The sequence below is a fragment of the Flagellimonas sp. L-11 genome (assembly GCF_056857735.1).
This window is the reverse complement of the sequence record NZ_JBSXNR010000068.1, coordinates 186,040-199,491: the sequence shown is the minus strand read 5'-3', so window position 1 is coordinate 199,491 and position 13,452 is coordinate 186,040. Positions and strand designations below refer to the sequence as shown.

At 41.8% G+C, this 13,452-nt stretch carries 14 protein-coding genes and 1 tRNA gene; 9 read left to right on the top strand and 6 right to left on the bottom strand.

The genetic code is table 11. The annotated features are described in order from the left end of the window. Nucleotides 1-133: 133 nt before the first annotated feature. Both AC13CC_RS12995 and AC13CC_RS12990 read left to right on the top strand, forming a co-directional pair. A complete protein-coding gene (locus AC13CC_RS12995) occupies nucleotides 134-802 on the top strand; it encodes a DNA-processing protein DprA (RefSeq protein WP_326276844.1) in 669 nt (222 codons plus the stop codon). Between the two features lie 16 nt (nucleotides 803-818). Further along, on the top strand, nucleotides 819-1,427 hold the full coding sequence (locus AC13CC_RS12990; RefSeq protein ID WP_326276845.1) for a phosphoribosyltransferase: 609 nt from the start codon (nucleotides 819-821) through the stop codon (nucleotides 1,425-1,427). Between the two features lie 61 nt (nucleotides 1,428-1,488). On the opposite strand, the gene AC13CC_RS12985 is transcribed toward AC13CC_RS12990, so the two are convergent. The 3 genes from AC13CC_RS12985 to rseP form a co-directional block, all read right to left on the bottom strand. After that, nucleotides 1,489-1,890: an Arm DNA-binding domain-containing protein gene (locus tag AC13CC_RS12985; protein ID WP_326276846.1), complete on the bottom strand. Its 402-nt coding sequence runs from the start codon at nucleotides 1,888-1,890 to the stop codon at nucleotides 1,489-1,491. 171 nt (nucleotides 1,891-2,061) lie between these two features. Then, nucleotides 2,062-2,135: transfer RNA gene (locus AC13CC_RS12980), tRNA-Asn, on the bottom strand. A 69-nt stretch (nucleotides 2,136-2,204) separates the two neighbouring features. After that, on the bottom strand, nucleotides 2,205-3,554 hold the full coding sequence (gene rseP, locus AC13CC_RS12975) for an RIP metalloprotease RseP (RefSeq protein WP_326276843.1): 1,350 nt from the start codon (nucleotides 3,552-3,554) through the stop codon (nucleotides 2,205-2,207). 151 nt (nucleotides 3,555-3,705) lie between these two features. Here rseP and AC13CC_RS12970 point away from each other — a divergent pair, with 151 nt between their 5' ends. The 3 genes from AC13CC_RS12970 (at nucleotide 3,706) to feoB (ending at nucleotide 6,925) form a co-directional block, all read left to right on the top strand. Beyond that, nucleotides 3,706-4,380 carry an SCO family protein gene (locus tag AC13CC_RS12970; protein WP_326276842.1) on the top strand — a complete coding sequence of 225 codons (675 nt, stop codon included), beginning with the start codon at nucleotides 3,706-3,708 and terminating at the stop codon, nucleotides 4,378-4,380. An 89-nt stretch (nucleotides 4,381-4,469) separates the two neighbouring features. After that, nucleotides 4,470-4,712, top strand: coding sequence for a FeoA family protein (locus AC13CC_RS12965; protein WP_163624109.1), 243 nt, complete (start codon nucleotides 4,470-4,472; stop codon nucleotides 4,710-4,712). Next, a complete protein-coding gene (feoB, locus tag AC13CC_RS12960) occupies nucleotides 4,709-6,925 on the top strand; it encodes a ferrous iron transport protein B (protein ID WP_326276841.1) in 2,217 nt (738 codons plus the stop codon). Before AC13CC_RS12965 ends, feoB begins: the two co-directional genes overlap by 4 nt. 154 nt (nucleotides 6,926-7,079) lie before the next feature. On the opposite strand, the gene AC13CC_RS12955 is transcribed toward feoB, so the two are convergent. From AC13CC_RS12955 to AC13CC_RS12945, 3 genes are read right to left on the bottom strand one after another with little or no spacing between them, the layout of a single operon-like run. Further along, nucleotides 7,080-7,472: a DUF423 domain-containing protein gene (locus tag AC13CC_RS12955; RefSeq protein ID WP_482878095.1), complete on the bottom strand. Its 393-nt coding sequence runs from the start codon at nucleotides 7,470-7,472 to the stop codon at nucleotides 7,080-7,082. A gap of 10 nt (nucleotides 7,473-7,482) precedes the next feature. Then, nucleotides 7,483-7,890, bottom strand: a complete 408-nt coding sequence (locus AC13CC_RS12950; RefSeq protein WP_326276840.1) for a DUF2141 domain-containing protein — start codon at nucleotides 7,888-7,890, stop codon at nucleotides 7,483-7,485. 24 nt (nucleotides 7,891-7,914) lie between these two features. After that, a complete protein-coding gene (locus tag AC13CC_RS12945) occupies nucleotides 7,915-8,349 on the bottom strand; it encodes a hypothetical protein (RefSeq protein WP_326276839.1) in 435 nt (144 codons plus the stop codon). 106 nt (nucleotides 8,350-8,455) lie between these two features. On the opposite strand from AC13CC_RS12945, the gene AC13CC_RS12940 reads away from it, so the two are divergent. From AC13CC_RS12940 to AC13CC_RS12925, 4 genes are all read left to right on the top strand, one after another. Beyond that, complete coding sequence (locus AC13CC_RS12940; protein WP_482878094.1) at nucleotides 8,456-9,211, top strand: SDR family NAD(P)-dependent oxidoreductase; 756 nt, start codon at nucleotides 8,456-8,458, stop codon at nucleotides 9,209-9,211. Between the two features lie 6 nt (nucleotides 9,212-9,217). After that, on the top strand, nucleotides 9,218-9,694 hold the full coding sequence (locus AC13CC_RS12935; RefSeq protein ID WP_326276837.1) for a hypothetical protein: 477 nt from the start codon (nucleotides 9,218-9,220) through the stop codon (nucleotides 9,692-9,694). A 243-nt stretch (nucleotides 9,695-9,937) separates the two neighbouring features. Next, a complete protein-coding gene (locus AC13CC_RS12930) occupies nucleotides 9,938-10,174 on the top strand; it encodes a hypothetical protein (protein ID WP_326276836.1) in 237 nt (78 codons plus the stop codon). Between the two features lie 77 nt (nucleotides 10,175-10,251). Further along, complete coding sequence (locus tag AC13CC_RS12925; RefSeq protein WP_482878093.1) at nucleotides 10,252-13,368, top strand: WD40/YVTN/BNR-like repeat-containing protein; 3,117 nt, start codon at nucleotides 10,252-10,254, stop codon at nucleotides 13,366-13,368. Nucleotides 13,369-13,452: the final 84 nt, after the last annotated feature.

Below are 13,452 nucleotides of genomic sequence, written 5' to 3'. Positions count from 1 at the left end.
GGCCTGAATAAGGATCTGGTTATTTACTTGGTTTTACCTTATTTACGCACATCTGATTTAACGCGATTCTAGGGTTCAGGCAATATATTTTACTTTAATTTTGTACATTGTTGTACCAATACAAACTCTTCCCATGGGCATCGAAACATATTTTCAACTATTAACTGACGCCGAAAAGAAATTTTTACCTGAAAAGTTATTTTTTGGTGGAAATGAAAATTTGTTATATGAAAAGAGAAGGGTTTCAGTTGTAGGTTCTAGGGCCGCTACCAAAGAAGGCTTACAAAGAGCTAGAATAATCTCATCGACTTTAGTAAAACATGACATCATCGTCGTTAGCGGTTTGGCAAAAGGTATCGATACTATTGCTCACCAAACTGCAATAAATTCTGGGGGTCAAACTATAGCGGTTCTGGGAACTCCTTTAAATGTTTCATATCCAAAAGAGAATGCCAATCTCTTGGAAATGATTAAAAAAGAACATTTAGCCGTTTCACAATTTCCCGAAGGATATCCGACTCAACCAAAGAATTTCCCAATTCGTAATAGAACAATGGCCCTAATATCAGACGCTACAATTATAATAGAGGCATCCGAAAAAAGTGGAACTCGTCATCAAGGTTGGGAGGCCCTTCGTTTAGGGCGGGAAGTATATATTTTGGAAAATGTTATTAAGGAAAAGGAAATCTCTTGGGCGAAAGAAATGTTGGATTACGGCGCCCAAGTACTTTCAAGGGATAATGTTGATGAGATATTTACTGACATCCCTTATTTGACCTCAAAGTTTGAGGGTGCCTTTTGAGATTCCATTCGCTACAATGCTTGAATATGCTAGCAGGGGAACCAATGAAAAAGCACAGCTTTCAAAACGAATATGCGGTAATATTAAGTCAGGAAATTCCCTAGTTATTGAAAGACTCATTTACTATATGTCTAAATTACCCCTGAATCACCCAATTTCAGAGATGTTCAGAGATAATCCAGTATTGGTTCCAGCACCTCGTAGTACACCAATGGTTGAGGGTGCACTTTGGCCAACAAGAATTTTATCAGAGCACCTTGTGAATTCAGGTTTTGGTGGAAGTGTACAAAACTTAATTGCAAGAATAGCTCCTGTCCCAAAATCAAGTAATTATTATACTGCTGAAAGTCGTCCCTCTTGCAACACCCATTTTAACAGCTTATTGTGTACGCCACCACAAGCGTTTATTCAAAAGTTAATTATTGTTGACGATGTTTTTACTTTGGGAAGAACATCGTGTGCCTGTGTTAGGAAATTAAAAGAAATCTATCCAAACGCGGAAATATTGGTTTTCGCGGCTATGAGAACTCGTGGATTTGTAGCTTCCTTAGACGAAATAGTTAGGCCTTCGTATAATCAAATGATTTATCACCCGGAGCAAGACCGTATTTTTTTGCCCAATTAAGTTGTTAAACCAATTATTCTTAATTCAATAATATAGGTTAATGGTATCTATACATTTTTGACTAAAAAGGGATTTTTTGTAGGATATTCCAGACATCTTCTTTTTTTAATTTTTTCTTCAAAAACAAAAAGATATACTTCTGACTGGTGAGATATAATCTTGAAGTATTCCAGTGTAGCTTGGGAAACATTTTGGTATTATGATAAGACACAATATCCCTCAAGGTAAAATGTTGATTATCCTCTTCCTCATCCATAAATCTGGCCTTTACACTATGAGGGGTGATGTGCTTGCCCTCTATGCGCAGCTGTTGAAATGATTGGAACAGACCAGAGTAGAACTCATCAAGATATTGATTGATGGATTTAGCTTCAAAGGAAGAGCTTTTTACACGCTGCTTTTTAGAATCCCAATATGTGATTTGAATTCTTCGTTTTAAACTGATGTTGAGCTTTTTTACCATTCACAGAAATCCTAGCGTAAATGGGAGCTTTGCCATCTTTAGACCTACCGGAATAAAGCCAAAACAGAACGGAAAAAGTGGAATTTGACCTTTTTAGGAATGTTGTACCTATGTTGTACCCGTGAAAATAAAAAAGCCTTTCGATTTCTCGAAAGGCCTGTGTTTACTGGGCTCCCCCTCTTGGGCTCGAACCAAGGACCCTCTGATTAACAGTCAGATGCTCTAACCAACTGAGCTAAGGAGGAATATTTTACCTTAAGCGGGTGCAAATATAATAGAATCTTTTTTACACCACAAACAAAAAAATTGCTTTTCTATTTAAAAAGCCATTTATACAAATCGTTGCCGTTAGCAAACAGCAATAAAGCAATCAAAATAAAGAAACCGATCATTTGGGCATACTCCAAAAATTTATCGCTTGGTTTTCGGCCGGTAACCATCTCGTAAAGCAAGAACATTACGTGACCACCATCCAATGCAGGGATAGGCAGAATGTTCATAAATGCCAAAATAATGGATATAAATGCCGTTGTGGCCCAAAATGCAGGCCAGTTCCATGTATCAGGGAACATGCCACCAATAGCTGCAAAACCTCCCACCTCTTTATAGGCACCCGTATCTGGGTTAAATATTTTCTTCATTCCCTTGATGTAATCCGAAAGTGTTTTTACTCCCTTATTCCATCCTGCGGGAATCGATTCCCAAAAAGTATATTTTAAAGTTTTTAATTCCAAATAGCCCGCCTCTTTATATTCTTCGGGTGACATTCCTAGAACCACACCCAATGTAGCTTCGTCCGTAATGGAAATGGTTAGGTCTACTGGACTTCCGTCCCTCATAACCTTAATTGGCACTTCTTTTCCTTTGTTCGCTTCTAAAATGGGGGTTACTTCATCTTTATACTCTACAGGTTTTCCAGCCATTTCAACAACTGCATCACCTTTTTGGAGTCCGCTGTCCGCATTTGGGGATTTTTTTGGTATGTCGTTGATTATAAAAGGGAGACGAAAAGATATAAAACGTGCCTTTTCCTTATCCTCAGATAAGGTTTCTATAAAATCAACAGGGATTGTTTTTTCAATAACTTGTCCATCCCTTTCAATGGTGTAATTTTCACCATAGACCATTGCTGGGAGCACTTGCTGCAATGCCTCTATCTTTTCACCATCAACAGACAAAATTTTATCTCCTGTACGGATTCCCAATTCGTCTCCCAAGCTCTTCTCCGTCACCCATATTCCATCCTTTAGGCTGTCGTTGGCAATGTACTCTTCACCATAAGTAAAAACCAATCCAATAAAAATAACTACGGCCAAAATAAAATTCACCGTTACCCCGCCCAGCATTATGATCAAACGCTGCCATGTCGGTTTACTGCGGAACTCCCATGGTTTTGGCTCTTGTTGCATCTGCTCCTTGTCCATGCTCTCATCGATCATTCCGGATATCTTCACATATCCGCCCAAGGGCAACCAACCAATACCATAAACGGTTTCACCGATTTTCTTTTTGAAAAGGGAAAATTTAACATCAAAAAAGAGATAAAACTTTTCCACCCTGGTCTTAAAAAGCTTTGCCGGGATAAAGTGTCCCAGCTCGTGAAGCACGATCAAAAGCGATAAGCTCAGAAAGAATTGTATGGTCTTGATCAATATAGGGGTCATTCGTCGTCTTTTGTTAAAACGCACAAAAGTAACCTTTTAGGTTTTGATAAAAAAACCTCAGTTTTCATCCCACTACGATTTAAGAAAGATTTAGCAACAATTAGTGGCTTTATACTTGAGGAATAGCCATTTGGACCGTAATTTTGTGACCATGGGATCATTTTTCGCAAAGTACAAGCTGTTCGGAATGGTAATGTTGGCGCTATCGGCAGTTATCGTTTATCTATTCTATAATGCGCTACAACCTAAAAAAATGCTTCCCGTGTACCAACCCTCTATGGTCGATAAATCTTTGGTTGACAGCACCTTGCACTACACCAAAAAATACCATAAAGTGGCCGATTTTTCCTTGGTGAACCAAAATGGGGATACCATCACCCAAGAGAATTACAAGGACAAGATCTATGTGGCCGACTTCTTTTTTACCACATGCCTTACCATTTGCCCGATCATGACCAAAAACATGACCGAAATACAGGATGCGGTGATGGACAATCCTAACATAATGCTCCTCTCCCACTCCGTGACCCCGGAAATAGACACTGTCGCCCAATTAAAAAGATATGCATTGGAAAAAGGTGTGGTAGATAGCAAATGGAACTTGGTGACAGGGGATAAAAAACAAATCTATGAGTTGGCGCGGAAATCGTACCTGGCTGTTAAAAATGATGGTGATGGGGGGCCTTTTGATATGATCCATACCGAAAACTTTATTCTGGTGGACAAGGAAAAACGGATTCGTGGCTTTTATGACGGCACCGATCGTGAGGATATTGACAAGCTCCTTGAGGACATCAAAATACTCGAAGCCAGTTACAAAGAGTAGCCCTTTGCACCTTTATCCATGAATACACCTTGTAATTTACCTTTTTTACTTATTTTTGCCCTTAATTAAATTTATTCTAAATAAGAACTGTGGCGACCGTAGCAGATTTACGATATGGACAAAAGGGCATAATCAAGGATTTTACCGAACATATCCTCCCTATAAAACTAATGGAGTTGGGCTGTCTTCCAGGAAATAGTGTGGAGCTTTTACAAATTGCCCCCTTAAACGACCCTATTTACATTAACCTCAGCGGAAGTCATTTGGCAATAAGAAGGTCTTTGGCAGCACTTATAGAGCTGGATATTATTGAAGAAACGCAGGCCAAATGAGCAAAAACATCAACGTAGCCCTTATCGGGAACCCAAATACGGGAAAAACCTCAGTTTTTAATCAACTTACAGGACTCAAACAAAAAGTCGGGAACTACCCGGGCATCACCGTAGAGAAGAAAGAAGGTATCTGTAAACTCCCAAGAGGGGTCAAAGCACATATTTTGGATTTGCCCGGAACCTACAGCCTAAACACCACTTCTTTGGATGAAAGTCTAGTGGTAGAGCTTTTGCTCAACAAGAATGACAAGGATTACCCCGATGTGGCCGTTGTTATCAGCGACGTGGAAAACCTCAAACGGAACCTTCTTCTTTTCACTCAGATAAAAGACCTTAAGATTCCGACCATTTTGGTCATAAACATGGCAGACCGGATGTCCCGCAAAGGAATATCGCTGGATGTTGAGGCCATGGAAAAAAAGCTGAACACCAAAATTGCTTTGGTAAGTACGCGAAAAAATACGGGCATTGAAAAAATCAAGGAACTCATTGCCGACTACAAGAGTATTTCTTCCAAACCTATCTTGGACCCGACCAGAATCTCCCCTGAATACTTTGAACGTCTTAAAACAACATTTCCACAGGAAGACCTTTACAAACTTTGGTTGGTGATCACCCAGGACGTGAACTTCATGCCCATAGAGAAAAAACGGATTCAAGATGCCACGGATTTCTCTACCAAATCCAAGGATGAACTAAAAAAATTACAGCATAAGGAAACCGTACTTCGATACCAGCTCATCAACAATATTTTAAAAGAGACCTATAAGGTCGATTTTATGGTGGCCAAAGGCTTACGTGCCTCTTTGGACAAAATTCTTACGCATAAAGTCTTCGGTTACCTAATTTTCTTCGCCATTTTGTTGCTCATTTTCCAGGCCATTTTCGAATGGAGCTCCTACCCCATGGACTTTATTGACGAACAATTTGCAATGGCGGCAGAATGGATCAAAAACACATTGCCCCCTGGTGTTTTTACAGATTTGCTCGCCGAGGGCATTGTAGCCGGTATTGGCGGTATTGTCATTTTTATACCACAGATTGCCTTTTTGTTCCTCTTTATCTCCCTGTTGGAAGAATCAGGATATATGAGCCGCGTGGTATTTTTAATGGACCGCCTTATGCGTCCTTTTGGGCTGAGCGGAAAAAGCGTAGTGCCCTTAATTTCTGGAAACGCATGCGCCATTCCCGCCATTATGGCCACCAGAACCATAGAGAACTGGAAAGAACGGCTCATTACTATTTTGGTAACGCCATTTACCACCTGTTCTGCCAGATTGCCCGTATATTTAATTTTAATTGCTCTGGTAATCCCCGAAGGCAGCATTCTTGGACTCAGTTATCAGGCTTTGACTTTAATGCTGCTCTATTTGATCGGATTTGGAACCGCCCTGTTGTCCGCAATGGTCTTGAACAAGATTCTTAAAATAAAAAGCAGGTCTGTTTTTATGGTGGAAATGCCCACCTACCGACTCCCATTACTTAAAAATGTGGCCTACACCGTAATTGAAAAGACCAAGAGTTTTGTGTTGGGAGCAGGTAAAATTATTTTGGCCATCTCCATTGTATTATGGTTTTTGGGGTCCAACGGTTATTCTGATGATTTTCAGGATGCCGACCGTATTGTTACGGAACGAATAGAAAACGAAGGGTTGAGTACCTACAGTAAAAACTATGTCAAGAACAATATAGAAGCCTACCGACAATCTTCCGAAGCAAAAGGATTGCCTCCCAATGCCCTACAAGATTCCGTTCAGGTGCTCACCGCAGAGCTTTCCCAAAGGGCCGTGGCTCAGGAAATAGCCAGCTATAAGTTGGAGCACTCCTATATTGGACAGGCGGGAAAGGCTTTTGAACCCCTAGTAAAACCCTTGGGTTACGACTGGAAGATTGGCATCGCAGTTTTGACCTCCTTTGCCGCTCGCGAAGTATTCGTTGGTACTTTGGCCACCATTTACAGTGTTGGGAGTGACGAAGAGGAAACCATTAAAAACCGAATGGCAGCAGAACTGGGCGAAGATGGCAAACCATTGTTCAACTTGGCCTCGGGTATTTCTTTAATGCTGTTTTATGCCTTTGCCATGCAATGTATGAGTACCCTCGCCATTGTAAAAAGAGAAACCAATTCATGGAAATGGCCTATGATTCAATTGGGCTTTATGAGTGCTTTTGCTTATATTGTAGCATTGATTGCCTACCAAATCCTAATTTAAAAACAAACATGATTCAACAAATATTGGCATACGGAACTTTACTCATCGCAGCAGGTTATTTGGTTTGGAAATTCTTGCTCCCCAAATCAATCTTCAGCAAAGGAAACAACAATTCCAATTCCTGTGGCCAAGACAACTGCGGTTGTAGTTGACATCAAATTAAATTAGAGACAAAGGAATAAAGCAACAAGGCCCAGCCCACGACCAAAAGCAAACCTCCCAGCGGGGTAACCGGTCCCAAAAAACGAGGTTTGTTTCCTTTTGCAGCACCCAAGCAAAGTGCATAAATACTAAAGGAAAACAATAAGGTTCCAAAAATAAAACAGTTTACTATCCAAGAATCCAAGGGCTTGTCAAAACTGAGATTAAAGCCCAAGACCAATAGCAAGATAGCGTGGTACATCTGATATTTAACTCCTGTCTCAAAACTCTGCAGCAGTTCGGGAGTCAATTTCTTTTTAAGGGCATGGGCTCCAAATGCCCCAATTATCACAGCCAAAAATCCGTACAAGGCCCCTATAAGCTGGGCCATAAAAATTGTTCCCATTTTTTAACTTTTAAAGTTTTACGTCGATTTCGTAATCGGAATGGATTTGGAATGCACACTCATTATACTTCGGCGGCCCAAAGGTTTTCATTTTCCCTTTGGAAAAAGCTACTTTTTCTTTGGGTACGCCCAACCAATTCGTATCCAATTTACCATTTCCGTTCTCATCGTGGAAAACCGCCAAGGCATATTTGCCCGCAGGTAAATCTTCAATCATCAATTGTACAATCCCCTCGTGAGCAGCTTCCCTACCAGCTTTAAATACTCTATCAAAAGACAAAAAAGTAGCATCCGAATTGTAGACGGCCACATTTATATGCCCCTTGTCGGATGCTACATTGTGCACATGCACAGAAATGTTATTTTGTGAAAATATGGACCAAGGCGCTAGAAATAGGGCAATAAGGAGTATTCTCATGGTAAACCAGGACTATTTAGGAAATTATTCGGGTGGCTCAGTTTCACCCAACAAATTACGCTGCAAAATAGTATATAATTTTTGGGTTTCCAGACTATCCCTAAGATTCAGGTACATTTTAAGGGAATCGTGGTGCACCACCTTTATCTTTTGTTGATACAGGTCATCCACAAAAACATATACTTTGGTATTTGTAATGGAGTCGTTGAAAACCCCTTTTTCCCTTTCCATCCAGGAAAACCCGCTGGAGCGTTCCATTTCGGGCAACTTGTCCACCAACAATACACTGTCCAATTCGGTCAAGGGTATTTTTTGATAATAGATACCAGAGAAGATCTTTAGATTGCCCTCTTCGATCTTGTGCCAGTTTTTATAGTGTTCCACAAAAGCGAGAACACAAAGTACTATGGTAAGCACTATCAAAACGTTCCACAACCAATGTCTTTTTCTTTTGCTCATCTTCTTACAATCAGGTGCTATTTGATAAGATTTAAAGGTAGTTCAATTCTTTTTAAGGGTCAAGAACATACAATCCTAGTATATTTGAAGCATTAAGAATCATTTTATGGATTTCACAGGAAAAAATGTATTGATAACAGGTGCCTCCCGAGGCATCGGAAAAGCAACCGCCATGGCGTTTGCAAAAAAAGGCGCCAAAGTAGGCATCAACTACAGAAGCAATGATGAAGTTGCCCAACAAACCTTGGCAGCATTGCCGGGTGAAGGGCATCAACTATTTAAAAGGGACATTTCACAAAAGACAGAAACCGAAGCCTTGATTAATGACTTTATAAAAGAATTTGGTCAACTTGATGTATTGGTTAACAATGCGGGCATTTCCATTTTCCACGAAATAGACAAAGTGGATTTTGACCATTGGACCAATGCATGGGAAAAAACCTTTGAGACCAATCTGTTTGCCGTTGCCAATTTGTGTTATTGGGGCGCAAAAGCCATGATGGAAACAGGAGGCGGACATATTGTGAGCGTTTCCTCCCGTGGTGCTTTTCGCGGAGAGCCCACAAAACCAGCTTACGGGGCCAGCAAAGCTGCATTGAATTCCATGAGCCAATCCCTGGCCAAAAAGCTGGCCCCGCACAACATTTATGTTGGAGTTGTTGCGCCCGGGTTTACCGAAACGGAAATGGCCAAAGAGACCCTTACCCCCGCCGAACGTGAAAACCTGCTCCGTGAATCCCCCTTTAAACGAATGGCCCAACCCGAAGAAGTGGCCCATGCCATTTTGTTCTTGGCATCATCCGAAGCAGCTTATTCCTCTGGTACCATTATCGATGTAAACGGAGCCTCTTATTTAAGATAGTCGATTATGAAGGCTGCCACCGTTGCCCAACTAAAAAAAGAGCTGAAGTTTAAATCGCAAGATGAAACAATGCAACTTTGTTTGCGATTGGCCCGATTCAAAAAAGAAAATAAGGAACTCCTCACCTATTTGCTATTTGAATCCGAAAGTGAGGAAGGGTACATCGAAACCGTAAAAGAAGAGGTGGATGATATGTTCGCCGACATCAACATCAACAGTTATTTCTACATTAAAAAGAGTGTTCGAAAAATACTTCGGACCATCAAAAAGTATATCCGCTATTCGGGAAATAAAGCCACTGAGGTGGAACTGTTGCTGTACTTCTGTGAGAAACTGAAATCTTTCCGGCCATCAATCAACAGGAATACGACCCTTAAAAACTTATACAACAGGCAATTGGAGTACATTAATAAAAAAATTCCATTGCTTCACGAAGACTTGCAACACGATTACGGACTAATTTTACAACAGCTAAACCATTAAAACCTGTTCGAAGACAACGATGAACCTGGCAAAAGCCGAGAAGAATTTGAAAAAATGCCCATTTACAAAAAAGGGGGCACATTTTTGACCTGGCCGATAAAATCGCTTCCTTGGTAAATGATGAAGAGAGGAGTATGCATCTCTCGAAGAAACAGAACTGGGCCTGTTGTGTCACCATGCCGAACCACTGCGTAACGACGCCATGCTTATATGTCCAAATAGGGCTACCTTTATACAATACGTATGGAAAACGCCACTATCATCAGAAAAGCAGCCCGCGAGGTCCAGACCGGTTGTTCAGGACTGGAAATGTGGGGTTTCAAGCATACCGAGTATCTTGAGTTGTTACGAAAAGAAATTGAGGAATTCAGGATTTTGTTTGTAGAATTGGTACAAACCTTCGCTCCTTGGAACTATTCCCTGAATCGTTGGGAGCTCTTTAATCCAACCGGAATCAATTACGATGATCCAGAACTATAATTGGAATACACATCCAATTCAAAAAGTTTGAGTAAATTGAAGCTTTATTCTAACTACTCATAACCAACCTTGACATCATGAGAATACCAACAACCTCATTAAAAACGTGGATGCTACTTTCCATGTTCCTCTCAACACTATTTATTTACGCACAAAATGCATCCCCTATTACCGTTGACACCAGTTTTTACAGCGGTTTTACATGGAGAAATATTGGCCCTGACCGTGGCGGAAGAACCTTAGGGTGCGCCGGAAGCCCATCCAGGCCCAACGAATATTATTTTGGGGCCACAGGAGGTGGACTTTGGAAAACCATTGATGGCGGGAATACATGGGAATGTGTCACCGATGGCCAAATAACAAGCTCTTCCGTGGGAGCTGTGGCCGTAGCCGAAACCAACCCTGATGTGGTCTATATCGGGATGGGCGAGACCCAGCTTCGCGGTAGCATTACACAAGGGGATGGTGTGTACAAAACCACCGACGGAGGTAAAACATGGACCCACCTTGGCCTGGAAGAAACCCAAGCCATTTCCAGGGTTCGAGTAGACCCGACCGATGAAAATATTGTTTACGTTGCTGCACTGGGCCACCCGTATGGAGAAAACGAGGAACGTGGTGTTTTTAAATCTGTAGATGGTGGCGAAACGTGGAAAAAGGTACTCTATGTAAGTGATAAGGCCGGTGCAGCCGATTTGATCATAGACCGGAACGATCCCGATGTACTTTATGCCAGTACCTGGCAAGTGTACCGAAAAGCATGGAAAATGTGGGGCGGTGGCCCAGATAGTAAGCTTTGGAAATCTACCGATGGTGGCGAAACTTGGACGGATCTTACCGAAAACCCGGGAATGCCCAAAGGACCCATTGGCAAAATTGGGGTAACCGTTTCCCCTGCGGATTCCAACCGTGTTTGGGCCATTGTAGAGGCCAACGAAGGTGGCGTTTTCCGTTCTGATGATGCAGGCAAGACTTGGGAATTGACCAACAACGAACGCAAACTGAGACAACGTGCTTTTTACTACTCCAGAATTTATGCCGACCCCAAAGACAAAGATGTGGTGTACGGACTAAATGTAGGATTCTTTAAATCTACCGATGGAGGAAAAACTTTTGATGAAAAAATAAACACTCCCCATAGCGACAACCACGACCTGTGGATAGACCCCAACAATCCGAACAGAATGATAAATTCGAATGACGGCGGTGGCGTAGTAAGTATCAACGGAGGTAAAACGTGGACCGAGCAAGATTATCCAACGTCACAGTTTTATCATGTGATGGCCACTAGTGACGTCCCATATCATGTAGTGGGTGCCCAGCAAGATAACTCTACCCTGGCCATGCCCAGCGATGGATGGGATTTTAAACAAGCCCGTGGACCCAATCACGGATGGTATTATGCCGTAGGTGGTGGTGAAAGCGGTTGGATTACACAAAGCCCGACCAACCCCGATATTTTTTATGCAGGAAGCCAAGGAGCTCTTTTAACACGTTACGACCGCAGCAACGGTCAGGTCAGGGACATTCAAGTGTATCCAAGATTTTTTTCCGGCGAACCTGCAAGCGCGCTTCCAGAACGTTGGCAATGGACCTTCCCCATCATGTTCGCGCCAAAAGACCCGAATGTAATGTACACCTGTTCCCAACACGTTTGGAAAACCACCAACGATGGACAGACCTGGGAAAAAATAAGTCCAGACCTTACCTATGCCGACCCAGAAACTTTGGGCAAAACAGGAGGAGTGATCACCATGGACATGAACGGACCTGAGATTTATGCCACTGTGTTCGCTTTAGCGCCATCCAATCACGATATCAACACCATTTGGGCCGGTTCCGATGATGGAAAAATCCATATCACAAGGGATGGTGGTGAAAACTGGGAAGATATTACTCCAGAAGAGCTTCCTAAATATTCAAGGGTGAGCATTATTGAAGAATCCATCCACAATCCAGGCACCTTGTATGTGGCGGCCAACAGATACCAAGTGGATGACAGGGCTCCCTATGTTTTCAAAACACACGATTATGGGAAAACCTGGACCAAAATCATTACAGGTATAGAGGATGGACACTTTGCCAGAGCTATCCGTGAAGACCACAAGAGAGAAGGCCTTTTATTCTTGGCTACAGAACACGGTGTTTATTTTTCCATTAATGATGGAGCAGTTTGGCAATCCCTTCAATTGAACTTGCCAGATACCCCAATCCGTGATCTGGTGATCAAGGACAATGATGTTGTTTTAGGCTCTCACGGTAGAGGATTCTGGATTTTGGACGACATCCAACCCTTTAGGGAATATTCCGAAGACCTGAAAAGTGAAAAAAATGTGCTTTTTAAACCGACGGATGCGATTAGGGGCATTTACAACGCTAACTTCCAATACTATTTGGAAGAGCAAGTGGATACGGTCACTTTTTCAATTTTTGATGCAGACAATAACCTTATCGAATCTTTTGGTGGCAACCAACCTAAATATGAAAAGGACGACAATGCATCTTGGTGGAGTCGAGGGAACAGTACCAAGCCCACTACAGCAAAAGGTATCAATACCTTTACTTGGAACCTAAGATACCCTGGTCCAACCACTTTTGATGGCATCATAATTTGGGGAGCATCGGCCAGAACAGGTCCAAAAGCACCTCTTGGCTCCTATACTGTGCAAATGAAAGTGGGCGACGAAGTCATTAAAAGCTATCCATTTAAAATTGAAATGGATCCAAACTTGAAAGGAATCACTGCGGAAGACCTTCAAAAACAGTTTGAATTGGCTTCCAAAATAACCGACAAAGCTACCATTGCCAACGAAGCTGTGATTCAAATCAGAAGCATCCGCAAACAAATGGATAGTTTGGGCAAAGGCGTTTCCAGCAGAAAGTTCAAAAAGCTTTCAGAGGATTTTATGGAAATCTTGACCGGAATCGAAGAGGACCTTTATCAAACCAAGAACCAATCGGGGCAAGATCCCTTGAACTTCCCCATTAAATTGAACAACAGATTCAATGCATTGCAACGTAGCATTGAGAATGGGGATGCAAGACCCACTGATGCAGCTTATGTGGTTTACGATGAGCTTACAACGGAACTGGATGGCCACATGGCAAAACTGAACAACACATTGGATAAAGAGCTACCAAAAATAAATGCTATTTTAAAAGACAATGGAATTTCAACTATCGAGGCCCAATAGGGCCTCATGGTTTTTAAAAATGAGACTTATTCTAAATTAAACCCCATTATTTATCCTGCTACGTAATATTCGTAACTTTACGTA

Bases quoted from the DNA above. Each gene is read 5' to 3' on its own strand.
- AC13CC_RS12940 (WP_482878094.1), top strand. From the start codon at position 8,456: ATGGATTTCACAGGAAAAAATGTATTGATAACAGGTGCCTCCCGAGGC.
- feoB (WP_326276841.1), top strand. From the start codon at position 4,709: ATGAGCAAAAACATCAACGTAGCCCTTATCGGGAACCCAAATACGGGA.
- AC13CC_RS12970 (WP_326276842.1), top strand. From the start codon at position 3,706: ATGGGATCATTTTTCGCAAAGTACAAGCTGTTCGGAATGGTAATGTTG.
- rseP (WP_326276843.1), bottom strand. From the start codon at position 3,554: ATGACCCCTATATTGATCAAGACCATACAATTCTTTCTGAGCTTATCG.
- AC13CC_RS12935 (WP_326276837.1), top strand. From the start codon at position 9,218: ATGAAGGCTGCCACCGTTGCCCAACTAAAAAAAGAGCTGAAGTTTAAA.
- AC13CC_RS12955 (WP_482878095.1), bottom strand. From the start codon at position 7,472: ATGGGAACAATTTTTATGGCCCAGCTTATAGGGGCCTTGTACGGATTT.
- AC13CC_RS12950 (WP_326276840.1), bottom strand. From the start codon at position 7,890: ATGAGAATACTCCTTATTGCCCTATTTCTAGCGCCTTGGTCCATATTT.
- AC13CC_RS12930 (WP_326276836.1), top strand. From the start codon at position 9,938: ATGGAAAACGCCACTATCATCAGAAAAGCAGCCCGCGAGGTCCAGACC.
- AC13CC_RS12995 (WP_326276844.1), top strand. From the start codon at position 134: ATGGGCATCGAAACATATTTTCAACTATTAACTGACGCCGAAAAGAAA.
- AC13CC_RS12990 (WP_326276845.1), top strand. From the start codon at position 819: ATGCTTGAATATGCTAGCAGGGGAACCAATGAAAAAGCACAGCTTTCA.
- AC13CC_RS12925 (WP_482878093.1), top strand. From the start codon at position 10,252: ATGAGAATACCAACAACCTCATTAAAAACGTGGATGCTACTTTCCATG.
- AC13CC_RS12985 (WP_326276846.1), bottom strand. From the start codon at position 1,890: ATGGTAAAAAAGCTCAACATCAGTTTAAAACGAAGAATTCAAATCACA.
- AC13CC_RS12945 (WP_326276839.1), bottom strand. From the start codon at position 8,349: ATGAGCAAAAGAAAAAGACATTGGTTGTGGAACGTTTTGATAGTGCTT.